Annotated in this window: 17 protein-coding genes; all 17 read left to right on the plus strand. The window is 44.6% G+C overall.

Annotation, left to right across the window (positions count from 1 at the left end):
- Positions 1-5 precede the first annotated feature (5 nt).
- The 17 genes from KQI91_RS13900 to KQI91_RS13980 all read left to right on the plus strand — a co-directional run bounded on the left by KQI91_RS13900 (position 6) and on the right by KQI91_RS13980 (position 26,765).
- Positions 6-1,490, plus strand: a complete 1,485-nt coding sequence (locus KQI91_RS13900; protein ID WP_216393367.1) for a glutamate synthase subunit beta — start codon at positions 6-8, stop codon at positions 1,488-1,490.
- Between the two features lie 207 nt (positions 1,491-1,697).
- Positions 1,698-2,510: a class C sortase gene (locus tag KQI91_RS13905; RefSeq protein WP_216393368.1), complete on the plus strand. Its 813-nt coding sequence runs from the start codon at positions 1,698-1,700 to the stop codon at positions 2,508-2,510.
- The gene (locus tag KQI91_RS13910) at positions 2,497-3,483 is read left to right on the plus strand and encodes a SpaA isopeptide-forming pilin-related protein (protein ID WP_216393369.1); all 987 of its coding nucleotides are present in this window, start codon (positions 2,497-2,499) and stop codon (positions 3,481-3,483) included. The genes KQI91_RS13905 and KQI91_RS13910 overlap by 14 nt, the downstream gene beginning before the upstream one ends.
- 47 nt (positions 3,484-3,530) lie before the next feature.
- Positions 3,531-5,042 (plus strand): response regulator transcription factor, encoded by a 1,512-nt coding sequence (locus tag KQI91_RS13915; RefSeq protein ID WP_216393370.1) that lies wholly within the window; start codon positions 3,531-3,533, stop codon positions 5,040-5,042.
- A gap of 222 nt (positions 5,043-5,264) precedes the next feature.
- Positions 5,265-11,000: a SpaA isopeptide-forming pilin-related protein gene (locus tag KQI91_RS13920; RefSeq protein WP_216393371.1), complete on the plus strand. Its 5,736-nt coding sequence runs from the start codon at positions 5,265-5,267 to the stop codon at positions 10,998-11,000.
- An 81-nt stretch (positions 11,001-11,081) separates the two neighbouring features.
- Positions 11,082-13,160 carry a SpaH/EbpB family LPXTG-anchored major pilin gene (locus KQI91_RS13925; RefSeq protein ID WP_216393372.1) on the plus strand — a complete coding sequence of 693 codons (2,079 nt, stop codon included), beginning with the start codon at positions 11,082-11,084 and terminating at the stop codon, positions 13,158-13,160.
- Between the two features lie 220 nt (positions 13,161-13,380).
- Entirely contained in the window at positions 13,381-14,241 is an 861-nt protein-coding gene (locus KQI91_RS13930) for a class C sortase (protein WP_216393373.1), read from the plus strand.
- A 62-nt stretch (positions 14,242-14,303) separates the two neighbouring features.
- The gene (locus KQI91_RS13935; RefSeq protein ID WP_216393374.1) at positions 14,304-15,248 is read left to right on the plus strand and encodes an AAA family ATPase; all 945 of its coding nucleotides are present in this window, start codon (positions 14,304-14,306) and stop codon (positions 15,246-15,248) included.
- A complete protein-coding gene (locus KQI91_RS13940) occupies positions 15,245-16,258 on the plus strand; it encodes a DUF58 domain-containing protein (protein WP_216393375.1) in 1,014 nt (337 codons plus the stop codon). The genes KQI91_RS13935 and KQI91_RS13940 overlap by 4 nt, the downstream gene beginning before the upstream one ends.
- Positions 16,255-18,663 (plus strand): transglutaminase domain-containing protein, encoded by a 2,409-nt coding sequence (locus tag KQI91_RS13945; protein ID WP_216393376.1) that lies wholly within the window; start codon positions 16,255-16,257, stop codon positions 18,661-18,663. Before KQI91_RS13940 ends, KQI91_RS13945 begins: the two co-directional genes overlap by 4 nt.
- Positions 18,664-18,843: 180 nt before the next feature.
- On the plus strand, positions 18,844-20,151 hold the full coding sequence (gene glnA / locus KQI91_RS13950) for a type I glutamate--ammonia ligase (RefSeq protein ID WP_216393377.1): 1,308 nt from the start codon (positions 18,844-18,846) through the stop codon (positions 20,149-20,151).
- Positions 20,152-20,201: 50 nt separating this feature from the next.
- Positions 20,202-20,750, plus strand: coding sequence for an ANTAR domain-containing response regulator (locus tag KQI91_RS13955; RefSeq protein WP_216393378.1), 549 nt, complete (start codon positions 20,202-20,204; stop codon positions 20,748-20,750).
- Positions 20,751-20,840: 90 nt separating this feature from the next.
- Entirely contained in the window at positions 20,841-22,172 is a 1,332-nt protein-coding gene (aspS, locus tag KQI91_RS13960) for an aspartate--tRNA(Asn) ligase (protein ID WP_216393379.1), read from the plus strand.
- A gap of 47 nt (positions 22,173-22,219) precedes the next feature.
- Positions 22,220-22,513 (plus strand): Asp-tRNA(Asn)/Glu-tRNA(Gln) amidotransferase subunit GatC, encoded by a 294-nt coding sequence (gene gatC, locus KQI91_RS13965; protein ID WP_216393380.1) that lies wholly within the window; start codon positions 22,220-22,222, stop codon positions 22,511-22,513.
- A 43-nt stretch (positions 22,514-22,556) separates the two neighbouring features.
- The gene (gatA, locus tag KQI91_RS13970) at positions 22,557-24,032 is read left to right on the plus strand and encodes an Asp-tRNA(Asn)/Glu-tRNA(Gln) amidotransferase subunit GatA (protein WP_216393381.1); all 1,476 of its coding nucleotides are present in this window, start codon (positions 22,557-22,559) and stop codon (positions 24,030-24,032) included.
- Positions 24,029-25,474 (plus strand): Asp-tRNA(Asn)/Glu-tRNA(Gln) amidotransferase subunit GatB, encoded by a 1,446-nt coding sequence (gene gatB, locus KQI91_RS13975; RefSeq protein WP_216393382.1) that lies wholly within the window; start codon positions 24,029-24,031, stop codon positions 25,472-25,474. Before gatA ends, gatB begins: the two co-directional genes overlap by 4 nt.
- 76 nt (positions 25,475-25,550) lie before the next feature.
- A complete protein-coding gene (locus tag KQI91_RS13980) occupies positions 25,551-26,765 on the plus strand; it encodes an LL-diaminopimelate aminotransferase (protein WP_216393383.1) in 1,215 nt (404 codons plus the stop codon).
- The last annotated feature ends 91 nt before the right edge of the window (positions 26,766-26,856 follow it).

Raw genomic sequence — 26,856 nt, forward strand, 5'->3', positions numbered from 1 at the left:
GAAACATGGGAAAGCCAACAGGATTTTTAGAATATAAAAGAGAGACAGCCAAAGTACTGCCTCCAAAGGTCCGGATTGCCAACTTCAATGAATTCCGGACTCCGATCAGTAAAGAAAAACAGAAAAAACAGGGAGCACGCTGCATGGCATGTGGCGTTCCTTTCTGTCAGTCAGGTATGATGCTGAATGGAATGGCTTCCGGCTGTCCGCTGCACAACCTGGTACCGGAGACAAATGATCTGGTTTATACAGGAAACTGGAAACAGGCATATTTGAGACTTTCCAAGACACACAGTTTTCCGGAATTTACTTCCAGAGTATGCCCGGCACTCTGTGAAGCAGCATGTACCTGCAATCTGGACAGTGAGCCGGTATCAACCAAAGAAAACGAAAGAGCGATCATTGAAACTGCATGGCAGGAGGGCTGGGTAAAACCACAGATTCCGCGTGTACGTACCGGAAAGACGATCGCAGTCATTGGAAGCGGACCATCCGGACTGGCAGCCGCACAGCAGCTGAACCGAAGAGGTCACAGTGTGACGGTTTATGAAAGAAGTGACAGACCAGGCGGACTTCTTCGTTATGGTATTCCGAATATGAAACTGGAGAAATCTGTTGTAGACAGACGAATTCATCTCATGGAAGAAGAGGGAGTGCAGTTTGTTCTGAACACAAATGTCGGAAAAGACATCACTGCAGACGAACTTCTCAAAAAATATGATCGTGTAGTCCTTGCATGTGGCGCATCCAATCCGCGAGATATCAAAGTTCCGGGAAGAGAAGCAAAAGGTATCTATTTTGCAGTCGATTTCCTTGGAAAAGTAACAAAGACTCTTCTGGATTCTGACTTTGAAAAGGTACCGTATGAGCTTGCAAAAGATAAACACGTGCTTGTTATCGGTGGCGGTGATACCGGTAATGACTGTGTGGGAACCAGCGTTCGTCTGGGAGCAAAATCCGTGACTCAGCTTGAGATGATGCCAAAACCTCCGGTAGAGCGTGCGGCAAACAATCCGTGGCCACAATGGCCGAGAGTTCTCAAGACTGATTATGGTCAGGAAGAGGCAATCGCTGTATTTGGTCATGACCCACGTGTATATCAGACAACCGTTACAGAATTTATCGCAGATAAAAAAGGCAATGTGTGCAAGGCCAAGATCGTCAAACTTAAAAGCCAGAAAGACGAAAAGACCGGAAGAATGATGATGGTTCCGGTAGAGGGAACCGAAGAAGTTATTCCGGCAGATGTGGTACTGATCGCAGCAGGATTCCTCGGAAGCCAGAAATATGTGACAGATGCGTTCAAGGTGTCCATCAATGGACGTACCAATGTAGAGACAAAACCGGAAGCATATGAAACTTCTGTTCCGAGAGTCTTTACAGCAGGAGACATGCATCGTGGACAGTCACTGGTCGTATGGGCGATCCGCGAAGGCCGCGAAGCTGCAAGAGCAGTGGATGAGTCCCTGATGGGTTATACAAATCTTTAAACAGAAAGTGCAAAGAGCTATGGTGAAATGACATCATAGCTCTTTTTTACGTTATAAGAAATTACTTCGTAATATTCCAATAACGTAAAAAATATGTGCTAAATGATAAAAAATATTAAATTATTTACATCTTTCTTTGTTTTTTTATATTCACCGGATAAGAAAAATTTTTTAAAATATATGAAAAATGAGAGAAGAATGCCTTTTATGAAAGAAAAAATCAGAAAGGGCTTTTTTGTGTTCGGAATCCTGGTTGCTGTGGCAGGTGTGGGCCTGGCAATGTATGCTACGGTGAACAACTGGTATTGCGAGTACAGAGCCGGAAATGAAATTGAAAATTATACCGAAGTAGTCAGAAATACCAGTCAGTCAGTGCTTGCAGATATGAAAAAAGAGTCTGCGGCTTATAATGAAAGTCTGGCGGGGGAAAATGAGGCGGTTTCTTCAGTCAGTTATGATGATATGCTGGCGGCAACGGATGCGATTGGCTATCTGGAAATTCCGAAACTTCATCTCAGGCTTCCAATCTATGAAGGAACGGATGAAGAAGTGCTTGCAAAAGGTGTGGGGCATATGGAGCAGACATCACTTCCGACAGGAGGTACTTCTACACATTGTGTTCTGGCAGGACATACCGGACTTCCTACAGCGAAACTTTTTACACATCTGGATGAAATGAAGGAGGGTGATCTGTTCTATATTCGTGAACTGGATGAAATATTGTCCTATAAAGTGGACCAGATCAGTGTTGTGCTTCCGGATGAAACAGATGAACTCCGGATTGTGGAAGGGAAGGATTATGTGACGCTTCTGACCTGTATTCCTTATGGAGTGAACAGTCATCGGCTGCTGGTCAGGGGAGAACGTACAGAAACACCATCGCAGCTGTCGGATACAAAAGATACAACAACCGGCAGGAACTGGCATTATGCAGTCCTGGTGGGAATAATGTTACTGGTGTTGGCAGTGGTATTCGGGAGATTCAAATATAAAAGGAGGAGAGAGGATGAAAATAAGTAAGAAATGGGCAGTACTTCTGGTTGTCTGTCTGCTGGTGATGACTGTACTGCCTGTAAAAGCAGAGACGACAGGGAGTATTGGAATACAGCTTTCTTCAGGTACAACGGAAGTAGAAATGATGTTGTACAAGATCGCCGACTATGCAGATGAGGAATATACGATGACCGAGGAGTTCCGGAACTGCGGGATCTCGCTGGAACAGCTTTCGGGAGCAAAAAACATTGCTCAGATTACAGAAGCACTTGAAAAATATATAGAGACACAGAAGCTGCAGGGCAGACAGAAAACAGAAAAAAGCAACGAAAAGATTTTTTTTGACAATCTGAGTCCGGGGCTGTATTTTGCTGTGCAGACTGCGGGACAGGAAAAAGCACTGGCAGAAAGTGCACTGATCCTGCTTCCGTCTACAGAAAGTGGAGAGAAAAATTATAATCCGGAAGTTGCGGTAAAGTGCGTTCCGCAGGAAGGGGCAGTCATTCTGAATAAAACAGACCCGAATGGAAATGTTCTGGAAGGCGCAAAATTCAAATTAGAAAAAAAAGATGGGACTTCCTGGAAAGAATTAAACTTTCAGATGACCACAAATAAAAATGGACAGCTGGAAATATCAAAACTTCCATTTGGACAGTATCGCTTTATTGAAACAGAGGCACCAGAGGGATTTGTGAGACTGGAAGAACCGGTAGAATTTGAGATTTCCAAAGCGGGAGAAGTGGAAGAGATAAAAGGAAAATACGAAGCAGTATCCGGAACAGCACAGGAGCTTCAGGTGATCAATCAGCCGGAAAGCAGTACGCCGAGCGCAACACCGGACAGCCCGAACAGTCACAACGGAAGTACACCAAAGAAAGGCGTAAAAACAGGAGATACCACACCGATCGTACCGTTTGTAATACTTCTTACAGCAGCAGTTGCAGGTATTGCGGCAGTGGTTATGGTGAAATTAAGAAAAAAGGAAAAAGAGGAAAAATAAATTATCAAACCCGGATTCGTTCCGGGGGGGTAAAAATCCGAAGAGTTTTGATTGCGGATGATGAAAAGATTGAAAGAAAAGGAATTACAGCTCTTCTCCAGATGGAAAACTATGATTTTGAGATTCTGGAAGCGGTCAATGGAAAGGATGCACTGAGACAGATCAAAGAAAAGAAAACGGACATTCTGTTGAGTGATATTCGCATGCCTTTTATGGACGGTCTGGAGCTGGCTCGTGAAGTGCGAAAACTGGATCCGGATATGGCAATTGTCATTTTCAGTGGATTCAGTGATTTTAACTATGCGAAAGAAGCAATCAGAAATGGTGTGCAGGAATATATCCTGAAACCTGTGAATCCACAGGAATTCAGTGATACCATGAAAAAAGTGATGAAATATCTGGATGAAAAAAATGAGACGGAAGAACTCTTACAGAAAAATCAGGATTTCCTGGAACAGTATTTTTTATTAAAGTATATTCGTTCGGGAAAGACGGAAGTAATCAGAGAGGCCATGGAAGTTCTGGATGTGTCCTGGTGGAAAACGGTTGGCAGAATGATTTCCATAGAAGCATCGGACAGCTTTTTTGAAAATTATGCAGGTGATTTTGAAAAGATGCTCACAGAGGAACTGCAGCTTCCATTACATTATCTGAACGTATTATCCGGAAGTTCTCTGCTCTTTTTTGACCGGAGTGTAAAGGTGGATTATCATATACTGGCAAAACACATCCATGAATTTGTCCAAAAGAGCTGTGGAGCAGAAATCTACGTGGCCGTGTCCAGTATGCTGGAAGGAGAGCAGGCAATTCCAGAAGGAACAAAAGAACTGGAGAGTCTGATGGAGAATCGGTATTACAGACCGGATCAGTGGATCTTTATGCCGGATTCCAACTGGGAAAACAGGGAGAATTATGAACTTCCGCTTGAAATGATCGAAAAGATGGAAGAAGATATCCGGCTTCATGATATCACACATCTCTGGGAGCACTTCAGACGATTTGTAGAGTGCAAGGAACAGGGAGCCAGATTTTCTTATATCTATATGAATTTTGCGTGCACCAATCTGGTCAAAAATATGTATGCAGATATGGAGTATCCAATTGAGAAGTATACAGATGTGATTGAAAAGCTGTTTCGGGTAGAGAATATCCAGGAAGTGGTGGAAATTCTGGAACAGACGATCCACATCTTTGAGACAACGCTGTTTTCCAGTCAGAGCAGCAGCCGCAGTGAAGTGGAAAAGGTAAAAAGTTACATTTATGCACATTATCAGGAGGACATCAGTCTGGAGTTTCTGGGGAAAGCCGTATATCTGTCACCTGGCTATATGAGTTATATTTTTAAGAAAGAGACAGGGGAAGGAATTTCACAGTTTATCCGTAAGTTCCGGCTGGAAAAAGCCAAAGAGCTTCTGTGCACGACCAATAAGAAAATCGTGCAGATCTGCACAGAAACAGGATTTACAAATGCTTCTTATTTCTGCAAGAGTTTCCGTGAATTCTATGGATGCAGTCCGGAAAAATTCCGCAGGACGGAAGGCAAAAAAGAAGCGGTATAAAGTACTTGTGCCAAAAAAAGAAATGATTGAAGAGAAAAGATACAGATATTTTATTGAGAAAAATTCTCATGAAAATCTGTATCTTTTTTTGTTTCATCATCACGTTATAGATAAAAATTATTATATATTTCATGGAAAAGTCATATTTTTTATCACATTTTACCACGCTATAATAATTTCGATGAAAATATTATCGCAAAATGCTGAGGGAAGGATGAGAAGATGAAGAAGCGTAAATGGCATAAGATAACAGCAGTTCTGGCGTGTGCGGCCGTCATGCTGTCATCACCGGGAGTTACGGATCTGGTGAAGGGATCTACCGTTGAATTTGTCGATATGGAACCTGTCGAGACAGAGTCTGATGACGCTTCCCTGGTGAGCGAGCAAAGTTATTTGGAAACAGAAACGGCCTCTGAAGAGAGTGAGATTCATTTTGAAAACGGAATGTCTGCGAATGATGAGGAAGAAGAACAGACAGAGAGCGTGGACATTGAGAGTGCACAGGATGCGGATGAGTTTTCTTCAGGAGAAGAATTCACGGATGATATCGAGACGGAAATACTGGACGAAGAAGTCTGTCCGGAGTCTGCAGAAACGGTTCTCGGGAAGGCAGACGCAACAGAACATACAGAAGTGCTGCAGGGACAGCCACATAAAGTAAAGATTTCTTCAAGTGTCCCGGCAGGACAGGAGGCTGCAAAAGTCAGACTGTATCTGACGGATGTGCAGAATGAATGCCCGGCAACAGATCTTCAGATCACCTTACAGAATGGTGAGACGGAACAAAAAGTTACAGATGAAACTATCCAGCTTTCGGGGGCACTGAACCAGAAGGAAGTGCTTACCATTACACCGGTTACGGAATATCAGACCGATGAAGATGGTGATTATGTCTATGATGAGGAAGGCAATTACGAGATAGCAGCACGTTATCTGGAATATGAGGTGCCTGCAGGAGGAAGCACAGAGTTTTGCGCATCCATCGTATATGCGACAGATGCAGAAGAGTACAGTTATCAGGCAGAACTTAGAGTCGAGATGTCCAGAGAGAATGAAGAGGGACGAGAACTCCTTCCGCTGAAAGAGGAAGACAGCAGGATCACACTGAACTGGAACAGTGAGGCAGACGAAGCAGAGCTTGTTGAGATGATTGCAGAGTATGCAGGGGAGACAAATGAAAAGATTGTTTACTTTGCAGCACCGAAAGAGTGGACCGATGCAGGCTATCAGATGAAGGTGTGGATGCAGGCAGGAGATTCAGGAGATGGAGCAAACAATCAGAGTCTTCTGGATATGAATGCTCTTAATACGACCTATGAAGGTATGGAAGTTTATTCTGCAACTTTTACAGATGCACAGATGCCATATGGAGGACTGGCAAGATTATATTTTCAGGCATTTGACACGCAGTGGAAAGCAGAAGAACAGGCAATTATTTCATGGACTGCAGATACCGTGTTCCTCGGCAAACTGTATGATTCCAAAACCAAGAGCTGGGTAGACTACACTCCATTTGATCCAAATGATCATACATCCTTTGCCGGAAAGACCATGTATTTTGAAAATGATACAGAAGATTCACTGGATGCAGTTACTGCAAACTTTTATGAAAAAGATACAGATGGAAATTTACAGTTGGTAGGTCAGCCTGTTGTAATGACATCCATTCAGAATGGATTTTATGTAACTATTCCATCAGAAGCATGTTCATATGTACAGTTTACAGATGCTGATGGAAAGGTATTGGGAGATACTTACTCGAATTTCTACGGACAGGGAACAGATGAAGCAGATGTTGAGAGTACCCTTTTTGCAGTTGGTTCCACAGACTGTTACAAATATGCCGGAACGGCGGAGAATTCCACATGGGGTGTGCTTGGAGCACGGACGATTTATTATGACGCTACGTTGTCGAAGATGTCCTATTCAGGCAGCAGTAATCTGAACGGTGGGAAAGGAATCCCTTATGACAGCAGTTCAAAAGTTTATTATTATGCAGTAAAAAGTGACGGAACGGCTGTTAACGGGGAAATGACTGCGGTGGATGGCACAGATCTGTGGAGAGTCAGCCTGTCAGGGGAGTATACAAAGATCCGGTTTGCAGGGTATGCAGTGAAGGATGCAAATGCTGCTGCAAATGGTGACGGAACGGATCTGGTAGACATTCCGCAGAACATGAGCAATCCGTGCTACTTCGGAGACGACAGTGATGATGCGATTTACAAAGGCGGTAACCGCGGTGGCTACTGGGGAGAAAAAGGTAGCACACGCGATGCGGAAAGCGGCAAAGACACAACGGTCACAGACATCGTGCAGAGTACATTTAACAGGAATCCCAGCACATTGTATGTGAATTCGACGTTTTATGATTATTATACCGATTGCGAACTGAACGGAAACAACCGGGACAATTATGATCAGAACAATCCCCCTTCCGGATCACAGAGAAGTTATGTGACGTTTCGACAGTTTGATCAGGCACTGAGTGATTATTACAGTTCCAATAACGTTAGAATACCAATTTATACGGGGCATTTTCAGCCGGATTACTCGAATTGGGGAACACGTTTTTCTGCTATTGCAGATACCTTGAATCTGTATGGATATAACAAGAGTAACCAGAATGGATTCATGTCAACCAATAACTCGACACTGAATGCCAATGGAAACAGTACCTATTATGATGCGGCGGCACAGGGACTTGTGGCAGATACACTGAGTAACGGCAGTCTGATGGCAGCAGGAGGAACGGCACAGGAACCACATTTTAGTGAGTCTTTCCTGACGGGAGCAAACAGCAAAAATACAGTGCTTGGAAAAATCTATCATAATGTGGCATTTCCGTTTACCAAGCAGAAGCTGGATATCAATGGAAATAAATGCGACGATAATACGACGAATGTAGACTACTGGTACTTTGACAGTGCAGATACGACGCTGGCAATGAGACAGGACAATGGTTCCGGAGAATATTATCTTCAGGATACCGGAAATCAGAGCTGGTCACAGAATGTCAACAGTTCAAGCCAAACTTCAGGGGTGTCGAATACATATGGGTTCTTCCCGTTTAATGAAACAGCGACTGCCTGTTCAGCAAGTAATTACAATTATGGATTTGGTACAAAACTGGAATTTACTTTCCGTCTGACAGATGATGGACAGGTAACAGCCAGCGACGGAACGACGAAGTTTCCGATTCAGTTCACGTTTTCCGGTGATGATGACGTATGGGTATATGTGGATGGTAAACTGGCACTGGACGTTGGCGGCGCGCATGGAAGAGTTACCGGGGCATTGAATTTTGCAGACAAAACGGCAACAGTCAGCAGAACAAAAGTGAGTCAGGGATCTGGTTCAGAAGACACGAATGTAACAACTAGCTTTACACTTTCTGGCACGAATGGGGATGAGCACAAGCTGACTATGTTCTATATGGAACGTGGTATGTGGGAGTCCAACATGAAAGTCACTTTCAACTTCCCGGATGAGAATCAGCTGCAGGTAGAAAAGCAGGTAGATACAACAGAGGTAAATGATCTGTTCAAAGACCTGTTCAAAAATACCTCCCTGTTTAACTTCTCAATCAAAAATCTTGCAACACATTATGGAACAAAAGCAGCATCTTCTTCAACGACAGACCCGGTGAAAATCAGTAATTTAAATTATACACTTTCACCGACGAATAAAGGCAATACCTTCGCAAAGGGAACCAAAGAAGGCTTTACGGATGCGGCACACTGGTATGCCAGAGAACAGGACATTGCAAGCAACTACAGAGACCAGAGATATGGAGAACTGACGCTGGACGGTGTTGCGGACATTTCCAAAATGCAGTATCTGGAATTCAAATTCTATTACGATTATCCGGATACCCCATCACTTTCCAATATGTATCTGCAGCTGGTGGATGCAGCTGGAAAGGAAGCCGGATGTCTGAACAAAGAAACACTTTCCGGACGAACCTATGGTACGGTGGCAGTCAAAAACAAATCCTGGGTAACTGTGAAACTGGATCTGAGCAGACTCTCCTGGGCAGAAGGATTTGACAAGACAAACCTGAAGAAGATTCGATTCGGATACAACTATCCGAGAAACTTTTACCTGAAAGATTTTATATTCCGACCGACAGCAGAGCTGACCAGTTCCACCGGATTCGTGACAAAGCAGTATGACATTGCAGATTATGGTTCTGCTACATCCGGAAAACTGGAAAACCCTACAGGAGCGGTGTATACCTCATCGGCAAAAAGTGGTGCGTATGCAATTGAGGAAGATGGAAGTTTCGTATTGCAGGATAAAGAGAAGATCACATTTACCGATCAGTTTCGCCGTGGCAGTTACATTTACCTGAAGGAAGAGGCAGATCCGGATCTGTTCGAGACAACATGGACCATGTATGAAAACGGACAACCGGTAACTTCTATGGGAACAGGAAGTAATGTGACCAATGGAAGTGTGAGCAGTCTGAATAAAGTGGCGGGAACATCGGTAGAGGATGGAAGAACGGAAGCTTACATAACCGGAAATGATACAGAAGGACGGACGATAAACAATGCCTATACAGGCACGAAGCCGTCAGAGAATACCTTTGTGTTCCGTTCTTATGCAGACCCGGATAACACTACGACCTTAACCAAATTAAAGGCAGTTTTTTATAACAAAGTAAAGACCGGTTCATTGACCATTAAAAAGGAAGCTGCTTATCAGACGGATCAGCTGGATGGCACTTACCGGTTTAAGCTTACCTTTACCAATGTGGGAGGTACCGGACTGGAGACAGCACCGATCGAACTGCCGGAAATTTCGTTAAAAGCAGGGGAGTCCTATACGATTACAGGAATTCCGGTCGGAACATTCTTTACGATCGAAGAAGTGACACCGGATGATGGCTCCACACTTGACAGTATCTGGCTGAACGGAGTGCAGCAGGAAGCCGGAACCATTGACCTTCATGGTGACATCAATGCAAGTCTGACACAGGCAGAAGTAGTATTTAAAAATACAAAAAAGCCAAAGGTCAATCTGTCGGTAGAGAAACTCTGGAAAACAGAAAACGGAGAAACCTATACAGGAGAATTTCCGGATACGATTTATGTACAGTTGCAGAGAAAACAGGCAGATACAGATATCTGGCAGGCAGTAGAGTACAACGGAAAATCTTATGCAGAACTTACCTACAACATCTATACACAGAAAAGAGAGACTTCTTTTATGGATCTGGACAAATATGTGGATTACACACAGGAAATACAGATTCCATGGCAGTATCGAATTGTTGAGGTAACAGTGACAAAAGATGCCGATGGAAATGTGACAGCAGTAACACCGGTAGAAAATGGAAATAGCATTGAATTTTCGGAAGGAAATTTTACTGTTTCTTATGATTATGGAGATACCGGAATTTCCATTGGAGATGATGGTGCAGGTTCTGCAACAATTACCAATATATATCAGCCGCCAAAAACGAACCTTCAGATCCTGAAGATCAAGGCGGGAACATCCGGAGAGAATCTGGTGAAACTTGCCGGAGCAACCTTCAGGCTTGAGAAATTGAATGCCGATGGAACTGTGGATACTGCTTTTACAGCACAGGATGTTACAACTGATGATGAAAATGGTGAGCTTGGTTTTGCAAAATTCACAGATCTGTCAGATGGAACTTATCGGATCACGGAGATCAAAGCTCCGGAAGGATACAACCTTCTGAAAGCGCCGATTACAGTGGTGATCGACAGAAAGGGAAAATCCATCACAGTCGATGGAGGCGAAAATTCTATCGGAAGTCTTCAGGAGAACACACTTACGATTCAGGTTGCCAATCAGGCAAAATTCCAGTTACCGGTCACCGGAAGCTGGAGCAGACTGATCCTCGGATTTGGCGGGGCGATTCTCGCCGGAACTGCGGTAATCATGTATCTGTTGTTACAAAAACGGAGAAAGGAGGGCAAAGCTTCCTGACCGTTTGAAGAAACAGACAGATGATTCAAATAAAAATGAAATGTAAAAAGGAAAAGAAAAAAGAAAAGAGAGGAAACGGGTATGAAGAAATTTAAGAAACTCCTTGCCGGACTCCTTGCCGGCGCAATGATGCTGGGCAGTATGTCAGCAACTGCATTTGCAGCAGATGCAACAGAACCAGTGCCAACTGCAACGATTGATTACACTAAGAAAGGTTCCCTGACACTGTACAAATATTATTTCAAAAACACTCAGCCAGATGGGCTTACAGAGGGAACCGGAGAGACAGAGGGGATTCCTGCCGGTGCAACTGCCCTGGAAGGTGCTGAGTTCTCAATCTGGAGAGTTGCAGACATTGATGGAAATGTGACTATTGATGGAAAAACAGATCAGAAATTTGACGTAACTGGTGTCAAAGATACGGATGTGGCAACTGCAAAAGGATTCGTTGGAGATAAACCTGCAGATGCTGTTCAGACTACAGATTCAACTGGCAAAGCTGTTTTTGGAAAAAGTGATGCCGGAAATACACTGGAACTTGGATATTACTACGTGAAAGAAACCAAAACACCTGCAAATATCTCATCTACACCTGCAGAATTTGTTGTTTCTGTTCCGATGACGAATAAGAAAACAGATGCGGGCACAAAATGGATCTACGATGTAACCGTATATCCGAAAAACGTAAAAACAGAAGCCGGTGTTACCATTAAGAAGGTCAATGCAGCCGGCGCGGATATTTCGGCAAATGCAAAATTCGTGCTTCAGAAAAAAGCCAGTGACAATACCTGGAAATATGTGAGCTATAATGACACAACAAAAGCATACAATTATGAAGTTGCGAGCTTGGGAGATGCTACACAGTTTGGACAGGGTGCCGCTATTTCCGGTCTTGGAAATGGTTCTTACAGACTTTTTGAGGTAAGTGCAGATTATGGTTATATTATGGATGGAACCATTGCATATGAATTTGATATTGCAAATAATGGTGAAATTACAAAGCCGGCTGCAAATTCTGGAAATTATCTGTCTTATGTAAAAGATGGAGAAGCAGATAATAAAAAATCTGCAATTATTACCGTAAAGAACGAAAGACCTGACCTTGAAAAGAAAGTAAAAGAGAATAATACCTGGCAGGATGATGCAGATACAGCCGCAGGTAAAGAAATTGAATATCGTGTAAAAGTATCTGTACCGGGAAATATTGCAAAACTTAATACATTCAAAATTACAGATACACCAGAGCATATTAAAGATGATGTAGATACTGTAAAACTGTATAGTGATGAGGCATGTACACAGGAAATTGCAAATCTGACAAAAGATACAGATTATACAATTACAGCAACTGGCGATGGATTTGTTTTAGATTTTATTAACGCAGCTACAGACAGAGTAACAGATGCTTTTGCAACAAACTACGCAAATCAGAACATCTACGTATATTATAAAGCAACATTAAAAGATGACGCCATTTCAACAGTTGACGGTAATCCAAACACAGTAAAACTGGATTATTCAAACGGAATTTATCCGACTGCTGCAGATGAGCCAAATTCAGGAAAAGATCAGGATCATGCATATATTGAAGACAAAGCAGTTGTTTATACATTCAAATTTACGATCAAGAAAACAGACAAAGATGGAACTCCTCTGATTGGTGCCGATTTCGTATTGTATAAATGTGATGCGGAAGGCCTGACTTCAGAAACAGAAATTAAAAAAGGTACTTTAATCAAAGAATGGAAGGATGCAAAGACAGCAACTTTTGAAGCTGACAAACTGGAAGCTGGATACTATTATGTAATCGAAACAAAAGCACCGGAAGGATATAATCTTCTTACAAAACCGGTAGAGATCAAAGAATTAAATGTACAGTATGCAACAACATGGACAACAAGCTCTGAGTTTACAAAGGATGCAGATGGAGTTTGGCATCTGGTGAAATGCGAGAAGACCAGCACAACATTTACATATGATCAAGATGCATCTCATAAAGGACTTGAGTTTACAGGTGAGCAGACCATCGTCAACAAAAAAGGATTTACTCTTCCAGTAACCGGTGGTATGGGAACCATCACCATCACAGTTCTTGGTATCGCACTTGTATTTGCAGGCGTACTGATCATCGGTGCATCCAGAAAGAAAACCGCAAAATAAGAAGTGCGAAATGACAAAACAACAGAGAGAACTATTCCTGAATATGCTACCATGACTACTCCTTTGGAATAAATGCTCTAGGACAGACTCGTCACTCTGCCGCAAGGCAGAGTGTGGGTGTGTCTTATTTGCCTTATATGAAACTGTCTGAAGAATACAGCAGGCCGCTTCACATGAGACAGATAAGAGAGAATCATCATATGGAAAGGAAACACAGGTTATGAAGAAACCGAGACTGCTGACGCTGTTCAGTGTAATTCTGATCGTTGCCGGGATTGGACTGGCACTGTATCCGACAGTCAGCAACATTCTGGCACAGAAGCATGCGTCAGAGGCAATCACAAATTATCAGGATGAGATCCAGGATATGGACGAAGAAAAGATCGATGCGGTCAAAGAGTCCATGAAGCAGTACAATGAACAGCTTGGAAATGCCGTGGCACAGGATCAGACCGGAGAAGAAGAGCAGACTTCTGTAAGCCATGTGGATATGCTGGGGGTCGGTGAGGTGATCGGTTATCTGACCGTGCCGGTGATCAATGTGAATCTTCCTATATATAATGGGACGTCGCAGGATGTTCTGGCAAAAGGGGTTGGTTACATACCGGAAACTTCGTTCCCGCTTGGCGGGGAGAGTACACACTGTGTGCTGACCGGACACAGGGGACTTCCGGATGCGAAACTCTTTACCGATATGGATAAGATGGAACTCAAAGACCAGTTTTATATTCATGTGCTGGATGAAGTGCTCGCGTATGAGGTGGATCAGATCAAAGTCGTTGACCCGGATGACACGTCTGATCTGGATATCGTCAAAGGAAAAGACTATGTGACCCTGGTTACCTGTACGCCGTATGCTGTCAATACGCATCGTCTCCTTGTGCGGGGACACCGCGTACCATATACCGGTGAGGAAAAGACAAAAACGGTTTCCCAGATCCAGCCGGCGGCGATGGCGAAGCGAGTGGTAGATGTCTGGCCATGGTTTCTGTTTATGATGGCAGGTGTGGCAGTGGCGGAGGGTGTGATCATTTTACTGATTTTTATAAAAAGACACCATGATAAAAGGAAAAATAAATAACGGTGAGTTGTCTGAAAAGACAGCGTGAACTGGAATATCGGAGAGACAGGAGGAATCGAAGAATGGAAAATAAAAAAACAGAAGAGATCATGAAAGAAGTCCGGAAAGTGATCTTTGGTAAGGATAACTGCATCCGACAGGTGATGACAGCGATTCTGGCAGGAGGGCATATTCTGATCGAGGATATTCCGGGAATCGGTAAGACTTCCATGGCACTTGCTTTTGCAAGAGCAATGAACCTGACACAGAACCGTGTGCAGTTTACACCGGATGTCCTTCCGTCGGATATCACCGGTTTTTCCATGTACATAAAAGAAAAAGAAGCATTTGCCTATCAGCCGGGAGCAGTGATGTGTAATCTGTTTCTGGCTGATGAGATCAACCGAACATCAGCAAAGACGCAGTCGGCGCTTCTGGAAGTTATGGAAGAAGGGACAGTTACGGTAGATGGTGTGACCAGAGAAGTTCCATCCCCGTTTGTGGTAATTGCCACAGAGAACCCAATCGGATCTGCCGGAACACAGAAATTGCCGGAATCCCAGCTGGACCGTTTTATGATCTGTATCAAGATGGGATATCCGGATGTGAGAGATGAAGTGGAGATCCTGATGAGACAGTCCGGCACCGGTACGCTGAAAAGTGTCATTCCGGTTGTGAACGCCGGAGAACTGGAACAAATGCAGAGCGAGGTGGAGCATATTTTTATCCACGAAACGGTCTGCCAATATATTGTAGAACTGGTAAATGCGACCCGCTCCCATGAACTAGTCTCGCTGGGATTAAGCACCCGTGGTGCGATCGCAGTGACCAGGATGGCAAAAGCAAATGCCTATATGGAAGGCAGAAATTTCGTTCTTCCACAGGATGTGACCCAGGTATTTCCGGCGGTGGCGACACATCGCCTCAAATGCAGCGCGAGAGCCAGAATGGAGCAGGGAAGTGCAGGACAGATCATTGAAGAGATACTGAAATCTGTCAGGCAGCCAAGACCGGAGCGAAAAGTATGAAAAGTAAGATTTTGTATCTCCTGTTTCTTCTGATCACTTTGTGGGTAGCAGTGTCAGGAAGAAACAGCTTTGCATATTTTCTGTTGATCGGTGCAGTTTTGTTTGCTTTTTGCATGGCAATTGGAGTACATGATACGGCAAAAAGGATCCAGGTGCAGGCAGAGACAGAACGAACGGCGATCATCAGAGGTGAGCAGGGGCGATTTTTTCTTCATATAGAAAACCAGAGTATATTTCCGGTCGGAGATATTCGGATCACGCTGGAGGTCAGTGGTGTCGGCAGAATCGTCCGTCACAGTGGAGCAGACAGAAAGAGCAGGGATTCCTGGCAGATTTTTCTTGAACCGGTGCACTGTGGATTTGTCCGGATTCGTGTAGTGGAGATGCGGGTCTTTGACTATCTTGGACTTTTTTCTGCAAAGATCCGTATTCCGAAACTTGCAAGAACCATTTCAGTACTTCCGAAGATACAGGAGATTGATGCAGAAGCACTTACAGATTTAAAAAGCACAAAGGAGACGGAGCAGGAAGCGGTGACAGCGGCTGTGGGAACGGACAGTCAGGAAATTTTTGATACAAGAGTTTATCATCAGGGAGACATGCTCAAGAACATTCACTGGAAACTGAGTGCCAAGGAAGATGAACTTATGGTCAGAGAATTCAGTATGCCGGAAGGCAGCATGCTCTGTGTATTTCTGGATACTTCAAATGAAGGAAAAGAACCTGGAGCAGATCAGATGGATGCCTTTCTGGATCAGGCAGCTTCGCTGGGAAATTACCTGTTGGAAAAACAGCAGGATTTTGAATATGTATGGTTTGAAAAAGGGAGAAAAGATGCCCTTAGGATACAGGTGACGGACAGGGAAGGATTTGGGCAGGCACTGGAAGGCATTCTTGGAATCTGTCAGGGAACTGCAGAAACAGGAGCGATATCAGAGGAATATGCGATTCGCATCGGAATGGATGGACAGATCCGGCAAGATTTTCCGGAGAGTAAAGGAACGATATGAGAAAAAAAGAAACGCACGGAAAACAGAATAAGGCAGAAGTACTTCTTCTTGATTCAGGATACCAGCCGGATCCGGCACGCCGGCAGTCAGAAATCCGAGACAAAGGTCTGTCATGGCTGGTGCTGACGGTGTCTGTACTGATCCTGACAGGGAGTGTACTTGCTGCATTTTCAGTACAGGATGACGGACTCTGGATGCTGTTTCCGGGCATTTTGGTGTTCTGTCTGTTCTGGTGCTGGTTTTATATGGATAAAAGACTGGATTCCAGAAGAATCTATCTGATACTGGCAGTTCTGATCGTTTATACAGTGGTCTGTTTTGTATTGCAGAGTCAGATTACCGGTGGATTTTATCAGACAGCAGATTTTGTGATGAACCGGATCAATCAGAGATACGGTGGGAATATGCAGTTATTTCAGGTGAGTGGAAGTTATGAGATACCAGTATTTTTTCTGACCGTTTTGTTTCCGGTTACAGGGGTGTTGGGAGCAGGAAGCGTTCAAAAGAAAAACTGGCTTCTTGTTCTGTCAGTTCTGTTTCCGGTGGCAGCACTGATGCTGCTTTCCGGTGGCAGACCGGGTAATCTGTGGATGTATCTTCTGACACTGTGTGTTCTGTTGTTGTTTACGGCGGGACGCAGTCAACTTCCGGGATGGAAGGCAGCGATGACAGCGATACTGCTTGCAGTGATCGTATCAATTCCGGCATATGGAATCGCCGTACCGCTGGCAAAAAAAGAAATTCCGACGATAACGAGGACAACGACCAGGATTCAGAATCGTATGCTGCAGTCTCTGGGAAGAATTCTTCCGGCAATATCCAGTGGAAATCTAAAGCTTTCGGTGGAAGGTGTTGCCGGTGGAGTGGAAAACGGGGAACTTGGTGCGACAGACGGTGTGTTCTTTACCGGAATGGATGCACTCAGAGTGACCAGTCAGCAGATGCCGCAGGAGACGGTGTATCTTAAAGGCTATATTGGAGAGACTTATACAGGCAGCAGCTTTGAGCCGGGGGTGGAAGAGAATTTCCGTAATGCGGCAGCGACCTGGAAGACAGAGGATGATTCTTCTCGTTATGTGCAGAATCTTCCGTTTCTGCGGATGATGTATTATGAGAATCAGTCCACGGATGAGCAGAACACCGAAAGCCTTTGCAGTACAGCCAATCAGATCACAGTGGAGAATATAAATGCCAACACAAACTATACTTATGTGCCGTATGAAGCATTTTTGAATGACGGATATATCGTGGATGCCGGGGATGGCTCCGTAGAAGGACAGAGTCGGCAGGATGACATCTTTTCCTGTTACTGGCGAAGCAGTTACAAAGAGGCAATGGAGAGTTTCCGGGATGGGAAAGATACTTCCGGAACGCTCAATGAAACAGAGCGGGCCTACCGTGATTACTGCAGTGTTTATGATATGCAGATACCGGAAAAAGGACTCGAAAAGCTCAAAAAGGAATGTGCAGAGGCAGCAGAGCAGAATGGCTGGAATGAGTCGGAGATGAATGCGGAGATGCCGGATTGGGCAGTTGCAGACAGATATGAGGAGATCCGGCAGTATGTGGTAAAGAGACTTCTCAGTACGTGCAGTTATGAGACAGATGTGGAAAAACTGAAAGACGGACAGGACTTCGTAGAGAATTTTCTTTATGAAACAAAAGAAGGCTACAGTATGCATTTTGCAGCCGCTGCGACGATGATGTTTCGGATTTTTGGAGTACCGGCACGGTATGTGACCGGCTATGTGGCACCGCAGGAGCTTTTTACAGAGGATGCAGACGGCATGTATTCAGCCGTACTGGAAGATGACAATGCACATACCTGGGTGGAAATCTATCAGCCGTTTCTCGGATGGACACCAGTGGAAGTGACACCGGGTATGGAAACAGAGTTTGTGGACCAGACGGAAGCGAAGGACCAGAATGCGGAAGTACCGGATGAACAGGCGAACGGGGCTGAGAAAGTAAAAGAAAGGGAAGAAGGACTGGTTGTGCAGATTGCGGGCTGGTTTACCGGGAACATTGCACTCTTTCTTAAAATTGCGGGTATCTTGTGCGGATGCCTTGTACTGGCAGGAACCTTTGTAAAGATATGCGCAGTGCGAAGAGAACGCTATGGCATCGGAGAAGATCCGGCAGGACAGATACGTGCTGTCTATCGTGATCTGTGTCGAAATCTGTACAGAAAAGGAATGCCCGAGGACTGCATAGTGGCAGATGGAAGTGTCGTCGAACAGATCTGTAAGATATGCCCGGAAGTGACTGCACAGGACGGAGAGCTGCTTTGTTGTCTGGTCCTGAATGCGAACTATGGGAACGATCCTGTGACAGAAGAGGAAAGCCGCTGGATGCGCAGAATCTGTAAGCAGATAAAGAAAGCCGCAAGGCGAAAAAAAAGTTGACAAAGACCATATGGATTGCTATAATACCTGCATGAACAAGGGCGTTCTTTTGGAGGGTAACCCTCCGAAAGTGCGCCCCTTTTTTACGTTATAGGAAATTATTTGGCAGTGTTCCTATAACATTTGTTTTTGAATTACAAATTATAATAGAAGATATTTTTATCATAAGGAGAGAAGATTATGGGGAATTATACCAGAGAGGAAATTTTGCAGATGGTGGAGGACGAAGACGTAGAGTTTATCCGCCTTCAGTTTACCGATATGTTCGGGGCAATCAAAAATATCGCTGTAACCGCTCGGGAACTTCCCCGGGCACTGAATAATCAGTGTGTGATCGATGGAGAGCAGATTGCAGGTACTTCTGGATTAAAGGATGCCGACCTGTATCTCAGACCGGTACTGGATACTTTTGCAATCCTGCCGTGGCGTCCACAGCAGGGAAAAGTGGCACGAATGATCTGTGACCTGTATTTCCCGGACGGAACACCTTATAAAAACAGTCCGAGATATATCCTGGAAAATGTTGCAGGCAAAGCACAGGAGGAAGGGTATACCTGTTATATCGATCCGGAATGTGAGTTCTTCCTGTTCCACACAGATGACAATGGAAATCCGACAACAGTGACACATGAGCAGGCCGGTTATTTGGATATCAGTCCGCTGGATCTTGGAGAAAATGCCCGCAGAGATATGGTGCTGACACTGGAAGATATGGGAATGGAAGTAGAATCTTCTCATCATGAGGCAGCACCGGCACAGCATGAGATTGACTTCCGCTATGGTGAGATCCGTAAGATCGCAGACTGTATCACTACATTCAAGATGGCAGTCCGTATTGTTGCCAAGAGACACGGTCTTCATGCGACATTTATGCCGAAACCGAAGGCAGAAGTAAATGGTTCTGGAATGCACATTCAGTTTTCATTGATCAAAGATGGAAAGAATGTATTTGAAAGCCAGGAGAATCCGGGAGAACTCAGTCAGGATGCATATTATTTCATTGGTGGATTGCTTGCACACAGCAAGGAAATGGCACTGATCACCAATCCGATCGTTAATTCATACAAACGTCTTGTTCCGGGTTATGATGCGCCAACGGAACTGACCTGGACAGAAAACAATCAGAATTCACTTGTTCGTATTCCGGTAACCAGAGGGGAAGGAATCAGAGTGGAACTTCGAAGCCCTGATACATCAGCTAACCCATATGTTGTCCTGGCAGTCTGCCTGGCAGCAGGGCTGGATGGAATCAAAAATAAGATTACGCCGACAAAATCATCAAACTGTGCAACACAGGATCAGCGGACAGAACACCTTCCGTCAACACTGAAAGAGGCAATTGATTATTTTGAATCCAGTAACTGGGTAAAAGAAGTACTTGGAGAGGAATTCTGCAGTCAGTATGTAGCGGCCAAGAAAAATGAATGGCTGAGATATACCAGACAGGTAACTGACTGGGAAATCGCGGAATATCTGTACCGTCTGTAAGTATGATACAGGAAATGTAAGAGAAACGAGGGAAGAGGAGAGACACTGGTATGAGCAGCATTGTCATTGCATTACCGAAAATAGAAGATGCCAGAAAAATCCGCAGCGTTCTGGAACGCCACGGATTTGTGGTAGCCTCTGTATGCAGTACAGCATCGAATGCTCTTTCTAACGCTTCAGAACTTGGAAGTGGTGTATTGATCTGCGGTCCCCGTTTGCCGGATATGAATTATATGGATCTGGCGGAGTGCATGCCGCGTGAGTTCGAGATGCTGCTTCTGGCATCTGCAAGAGTGATCAGTGAGGTCCCGCCGTCAATCTTGTCGGTAGAGATGCCGATGAGGGCCAGTGATCTGGTCAATACGGTAAATATGATCCTCATGCAGCAGGAACGAAAACGGCGGAAGGAAAAAAAGAAACCAAAACTTCGTTCCGAAAAAGAACAGAATTATATTTCCAATGCAAAGATGATGCTGATGCAGCGAAATCATCTGAGTGAAGAGGATGCTTACCGGTACATCCAGAAATCAAGTATGGATTCCGGGACCAATATGGTTGAGACAGCACAGATGCTGCTGATGCTGTTGTATGAGAATTAACAGTTTTATACAGAAACAGATAAGTAAGGCTCAGGTCGTGTGATCTGGGCTTCACAAAATAAAAAGACTAGATATATGGAGGATGAGGAAATGGAGTTTATGAACGGTATTATCAAAAAAGAAGTAACCGGATGGGATGATCTGCTTGGTAATTCCCTTTTAAATCAGGAAGTAGTTCTGGAAGGAGCCGTTCACAGCATCCGTAATATGGGCGATGTGGCTTTTGTGATCCTGAGAAGAAGAGAAGGACTTTTTCAGACTGTAGTTGAGAATGAAAAAGCAAATCTTTCCGTCCATGACCTGAAAGAAGCAATGACTCTTCGGGTAAAAGGAATCCTGAATGAAGAGGAACGTGCTCCGCATGGAAGAGAGATCAGAGTAAGAGAAGTGGAAATCCTTTCTGCACCGGCAGAGCCAATGCCACTGGCAATTGATAAATGGAAATTAAATACTTCTCTGGAGGCAAAACTGAATTTACGCCCGATCGCACTCCGTAATATCCAGGAACGATCCAAATTCAAGATTCAGGAAGCACTGACGCGTGCATTTCGTGATTTCCTTTATGAGCAGGGATTTACTGAAATCCATACACCGAAGATCGGAGCGAGAGGCGCTGAGGGTGGTGCAAACCTGTTCAAGTTCAGCTATTTCCATAAACCGGCTGTTCTGGCACAGAGCCCACAGTTTTACAAACAGATGATGGTCGGTGTGTTTGACAGAGTATTTGAGACAGGACCGGTGTTCCGTGCTGAGAAACATAACACAAAGAGACACTTAAATGAATATACCAGCCTGGATTTTGAAATGGGATATATCAATGGCTTTGAAGATATCATGGGAATGGAAACAGGATTTCTCCAGTATGCGATGGAACTTCTGAAGAAAGACTATGCAAAGGAACTTCAGATTCTCAAAATCGACCTTCCAAAAGTAGACCAGATTCCGGCAGTACGTTTTGACAAAGCCAAGGAACTGGTTTCCGAGAAATATAACCGAAAGATCCGTAACCCATATGATCTGGAACCGGAAGAAGAGGCACTGATCGGAAGATATTTCAAAGAAGAATATGATGCGGACTTTGTATTTGTTACGCATTATCCGTCCAAGAAACGTCCATTCTATGCGATGGATGATCCACAGGATGACAAATTTACACTCAGCTTTGACCTTCTGTTCCATGGCCTGGAAGTCACCACAGGCGGTCAGCGAATCCATGATTATGATCAGCTGAGAGCAAAGATTGCTGCAAGAGGCATGGAAGAAGAAGGAATGGAGCAGTATCTGGATACCTTCAAACATGGTATGCCGCCACATGGAGGCCTGGGAATCGGTTTGGAACGTCTGACTATGCAGCTGCTTGGTGAGGAGAATGTCCGTGAAGCATGTCTGTTCCCGAGAGACCTGAACAGACTGGAACCGTAACTGCTTATAGGTGGTATCCCGTAAGGATACGAGGAGGAAAATAAAAAATGGCAAAGATCATAGATGATGAAACAATCGAAAATGTATGTATCCTCGCAAAGCTTTCGCTGGATGATGAAGCAAAGGAAAAAGCAAAACAGGATATGCAGAAGATGCTGGATTATGTAGAAAAACTGGATGAGCTGGATACGGATGGTGTGGAGCCACTGTCTCATATCTTTGGGGATGAAAATGTATTCCGTGAAGATGTCGTGACAAATGGAGACAATAAGGAAGCAATGCTTGCAAATGCGCCGAAGGCAAAAGAAGGACAGTATCAGGTACCAAAGACCATCGGATAGACTGGATAGCTGAACAGAGAATCCAGATAGAGGAGAATAGATTATGGAACTGCAGACAATGACAGCCCTGGAGCTGTCAAAAAAGATCAGACAGCGTCAGGTCAAAGTAGCGGACGGTGTCAAAGAAGTTTTTGATCAGATAGAGAAAAAAGAGGGCAAAGTACACGCATATCTTGATCTTTATAAAAAAGATGCCCTTGCAAGAGCAAAAGAAGTCGAAAAAGGAATTATGGACGGCACCTACACCGGACCACTCGCCGGAGTGCCGATCGCAGTCAAAGACAACATTTGTATCAAAGGCAAAAAGACGACATGTGCGTCCAGGATCCTTGAGAATTTTGTACCACAGTATAACGCAGAAGTCATCGACCGTCTGGAAAAAGCCGGAATGATCGTGATCGGAAAGACCAATATGGACGAGTTTGCCATGGGAAGTACCACAGAAACTTCTGCTTATGGCGTGACAAGGAACCCGTGGGATCTGGAGCGAGTTCCGGGAGGCTCATCCGGCGGTTCCTGCGCAGCAGTAGCAGCAGGAGAAACCTTTCTGGCACTTGGTTCTGATACCGGCGGTTCTATCCGTCAGCCAAGTTCTTTCTGTGGTGTGACCGGAATCAAACCGACTTACGGAACGGTATCCCGTTATGGACTGGTAGCCTATGCTTCCTCTCTGGATCAGATCGGACCGGTTGGAAAAGATGTGGCGGACTGTGCGGCACTGCTTGAAGTGATCGCAGGACATGATCCAAAAGACAGTACTTCCCTTGATCGCAAAGACCTTGATTTTTCAAAGAGCATCGAAGAAAAGAAACTCCTCGGAATGAAGTTTGGTGTGCCGAAAGAGTTCCTTGCCAAAGGTCTGGATCCGGAAGTGAAAGATGCTTTTATGAATACACTGAAAACACTGACAGAGCAGGGAGCAATTGTAGAATTCTTTTCTGTAGCGACTATGGAATATATGATTCCTGCTTATTATATCATCGCCAGTGCGGAGGCAAGCTCCAACCTGGAACGTTTTGATGGTGTCAAATACGGTTATCGTGCAGCAGAGTATGAAGGTCTTCATGACATGTACAAAAAGACCAGAACAGAAGCTTTTGGCGAAGAGGTTAAACGTCGTATTATGCTGGGATCCTTTGTATTAAGTTCTGGCTACTATGATGCGTATTATCTGAAAGCACTTCGTACAAAAGCTTTGATCAAACAGGAATTTGACCGTGCATTTGCAAAATATGATGTGATCCTTGCACCGGCTGCTCCATATACGGCACCAAAGATCGGAGAAAGCCTGAAAGATCCGCTTGCAATGTACCTTGGTGATATTTATACGGTTGCCGTAAACCTTTGTGGACTGCCAGGAATCACCGTTCCGTGTGGACAGGACAAAGCCGGTATGCCGATTGGCATTCAGATGATCGGTGACTGCTTTGGAGAACACAAGATTCTCCGTGCTGCGGCTGCTTATGAGGCGGCGAGGGGAGCATTCCCGACACCGGAGAGAGGAGGTGCAGAGGCATGAAACAGTATGAAACCGTCATTGGTCTTGAAGTCCATGTAGAACTTGCAACAAAAACAAAAATTTTCTGTGGATGCTCCACGGAATTTGGAGGAGCTCCGAATACACATACATGCCCGGTCTGCACAGGTATGCCGGGATCTCTTCCGGTACTGAACAAAAAGGTCGTAGAATTTGCACTGAAAGCCGGCATTGCAGCAAACTGCCAGATCAACCAGTACTGTAAATTCGATAGAAAGAACTATTTTTACCCGGATAACCCTCAGAACTACCAGATTTCACAGCTGTATCTGCCAATCTGCCATGATGGCTGGGTAGAGATTGAGACTTCTGCCGGAAAGAAAAAAATCCGTATCCACGAAATGCATATGGAAGAAGATGCCGGAAAGCTGATCCATGATGAATGGGAAGACTGCTCTCTGGTAGACTATAACCGAAGCGGTGTACCGCTGATCGAGATCGTATCCGAGCCGGATATGAGAAGCTCTGAGGAAGTTATCGCATACCTCGAAAAACTTCGCTGCATGATGCAGTATCTCGGCGTATCTGACTGTAAATTACAGGAAGGTTCCATGCGTGCCGATGTTAACCTGTCTGTCCGTGAAGTCGGCAGTGAGACATTCGGAACAAGAACCGAGATGAAGAACCTGAACTCCTTCAAGGCGATCGCAAGAGCCATCGAAGGCGAGAGAGAACGTCAGATCGAGCTGATCGAAGAAGGCAGAGCTGTTGTCCAGGAGACCCGCCGCTGGGATGACAACAAAGAATCTTCTCACGCAATGCGTTCCAAAGAGGATGCCAAAGATTACCGTTATTTCCCGGACCCGGATCTTCCACCGATCCATATTTCCGATGCATGGATCGAAGAATTACGTAAGTCTCAGCCGGAGCTTCGTGAAGAAAAGCAGCTTCGTTATCAGGAAGAATTTGAACTTCCGGCATACGATGCAGGAATCCTTACCGAGTCCAGACATCTTTCCATGTTGTTTGAAGAGGTTGCAAATCTTTGCGGAAGTCCTAAAAAGGCTGCGAACTGGTTTATGGGAGAGGTTCTCCGACTGACAAAAGACAAGGGACTTGATGTGGAAAAAGTTTCCTTTACACCGAAGCATCTGGCAGATCTGATCCAGATGGTGGAGAAAAAAGAAGTCAGTGCACAGAATGCAAAGAAAGTCTTCGAAAAAGTTTTCGACGAAGATATCGAACCGGTATCCTATATCGAAGAACACGGTCTTAAGATCGTAGAAGATACAGGACTTCTCAACGATACCTTACAGAAGATCATGGATGAGAACCCTGGACCGCTCGCAGAACTTCTTGGCGGCAAAGAAAAAGTATTCGGATTCTTTGTCGGTAAGATGATGAGAGAACTCAAAGGCAAGGCAAGCCCGGACGCAGTCCGTGAGGCTCTTGTAAAAGAAGTGGAAAAAAGAAAGAACCAGTAAAGAAAGCATGCTGATCAGGCAGCAGAGAACGGAGTAAACAGCAACAGCCAGCATAGAGATGAGGAGAACAAATATTATGGTTACAGTAAATAAAAATTATCTGAAATTACCGGGAAGTTATCTTTTTTCCACGATCGCAAAAAAGGTAGCAGCTTATCAGTCAGAAAATCCGGATGTACAGATCGTACGTCTTGGAATCGGAGATGTCACGCAGCCGCTGGCTCCGGCGATCATTGATGCACTTCATAAATCCGTAGATGAAATGGCAAATGCCGAGACTTTCCACGGATATGCACCGGATCTCGGATATGAATTTTTAAGAAGTGCGATTGCAAAAAATGATTACGAGGCAAGAGGCTGCCAGATCAGTGCAGATGAGATTTTTGTGTCAGACGGAGCAAAAAGTGATTCAGGAAATATTCAGGAAATCTTTGGTACAGAAAATAAAGTAGCTGTCTGCGATCCGGTATATCCGGTATATGTGGATACCAACGTTATGGCAGGACGCACCGGAGAATACAACAAGAAAAATGAAAACTTTGATGGTGTGATCTACATGCCTTGTCTGGAAGAGAATGGATTCCTTCCGGAACTTCCGACAGAGACACCGGATCTGATCTATCTGTGCTTCCCGAACAACCCGAGTGGTGCAGCAATCACAAAAGACAAACTTCAGGAGTGGGTAGACTACGCAAACAAGAACGGTGCAGTGATTATCTATGATGCCGCTTATGAAGCATATATCACAGAAGAGGATGTGCCGCACAGCATTTACGAGTGTGAGGGTGCACGAACCTGTGCAATCGAGCTTCGAAGCTTTTCCAAGAATGCAGGATTTACAGGTGTTCGTCTTGGATTCACGGTTGTCCCGAAAGACCTTGTCCGTGAAGGGGTTGCACTGCATGATCTCTGGGCAAGAAGACATGGAACCAAATTCAATGGTGCCCCATATATCGTACAGCGCGCAGGCGAAGCTGTTTATTCTCCGGAAGGAAAAGCACAGTTAAAAGAGCAGGTTGCTTACTATATGAGAAATGCCCATACGATTTACAACGGCCTGAAAGAAGCTGGATATTCGGTATCTGGTGGTGTGAATGCTCCATACATCTGGCTGAAAACACCGAATAACATGAGTTCATGGGATTTCTTTGATTATCTTCTTGAAAATGCACACGTAGTAGGAACCCCGGGTTCAGGATTTGGTGCACATGGAGAAGGATTCTTCCGTCTGACTGCATTCGGAAGCTATGAAAATACACAGGAAGCTCTCCGCAGGATCAAAGCCCTGTAAGAGAGGGTAAAGTTGAATAAAGAACGGCATTGCCGGTAAGGAAAAGAGGTGGTTTTTGACAAACTGCCTCTTTTTCGTTGCTATCCGAAAA

Source organism: Blautia sp. MSJ-19 (assembly GCF_018918125.1).
In the GTDB taxonomy this organism is placed as follows: domain Bacteria; phylum Bacillota; class Clostridia; order Lachnospirales; family Lachnospiraceae; genus Blautia_A.

Bases quoted from the DNA above. Each gene is read 5' to 3' on its own strand.
- KQI91_RS13925 (WP_216393372.1), top strand. From the start codon at position 11,082: ATGAAGAAATTTAAGAAACTCCTTGCCGGACTCCTTGCCGGCGCAATG.
- KQI91_RS13980 (WP_216393383.1), top strand. From the start codon at position 25,551: ATGGTTACAGTAAATAAAAATTATCTGAAATTACCGGGAAGTTATCTT.
- KQI91_RS13900 (WP_216393367.1), top strand. From the start codon at position 6: ATGGGAAAGCCAACAGGATTTTTAGAATATAAAAGAGAGACAGCCAAA.
- KQI91_RS13940 (WP_216393375.1), top strand. From the start codon at position 15,245: ATGAAAAGTAAGATTTTGTATCTCCTGTTTCTTCTGATCACTTTGTGG.
- gatB (WP_216393382.1), top strand. From the start codon at position 24,029: ATGAAACAGTATGAAACCGTCATTGGTCTTGAAGTCCATGTAGAACTT.
- KQI91_RS13920 (WP_216393371.1), top strand. From the start codon at position 5,265: ATGAAGAAGCGTAAATGGCATAAGATAACAGCAGTTCTGGCGTGTGCG.
- KQI91_RS13905 (WP_216393368.1), top strand. From the start codon at position 1,698: ATGAAAGAAAAAATCAGAAAGGGCTTTTTTGTGTTCGGAATCCTGGTT.
- aspS (WP_216393379.1), top strand. From the start codon at position 20,841: ATGGAGTTTATGAACGGTATTATCAAAAAAGAAGTAACCGGATGGGAT.
- KQI91_RS13930 (WP_216393373.1), top strand. From the start codon at position 13,381: ATGAAGAAACCGAGACTGCTGACGCTGTTCAGTGTAATTCTGATCGTT.
- glnA (WP_216393377.1), top strand. From the start codon at position 18,844: ATGGGGAATTATACCAGAGAGGAAATTTTGCAGATGGTGGAGGACGAA.
- KQI91_RS13945 (WP_216393376.1), top strand. From the start codon at position 16,255: ATGAGAAAAAAAGAAACGCACGGAAAACAGAATAAGGCAGAAGTACTT.
- KQI91_RS13935 (WP_216393374.1), top strand. From the start codon at position 14,304: ATGGAAAATAAAAAAACAGAAGAGATCATGAAAGAAGTCCGGAAAGTG.
- gatA (WP_216393381.1), top strand. From the start codon at position 22,557: ATGGAACTGCAGACAATGACAGCCCTGGAGCTGTCAAAAAAGATCAGA.
- KQI91_RS13910 (WP_216393369.1), top strand. From the start codon at position 2,497: ATGAAAATAAGTAAGAAATGGGCAGTACTTCTGGTTGTCTGTCTGCTG.
- gatC (WP_216393380.1), top strand. From the start codon at position 22,220: ATGGCAAAGATCATAGATGATGAAACAATCGAAAATGTATGTATCCTC.
- KQI91_RS13955 (WP_216393378.1), top strand. From the start codon at position 20,202: ATGAGCAGCATTGTCATTGCATTACCGAAAATAGAAGATGCCAGAAAA.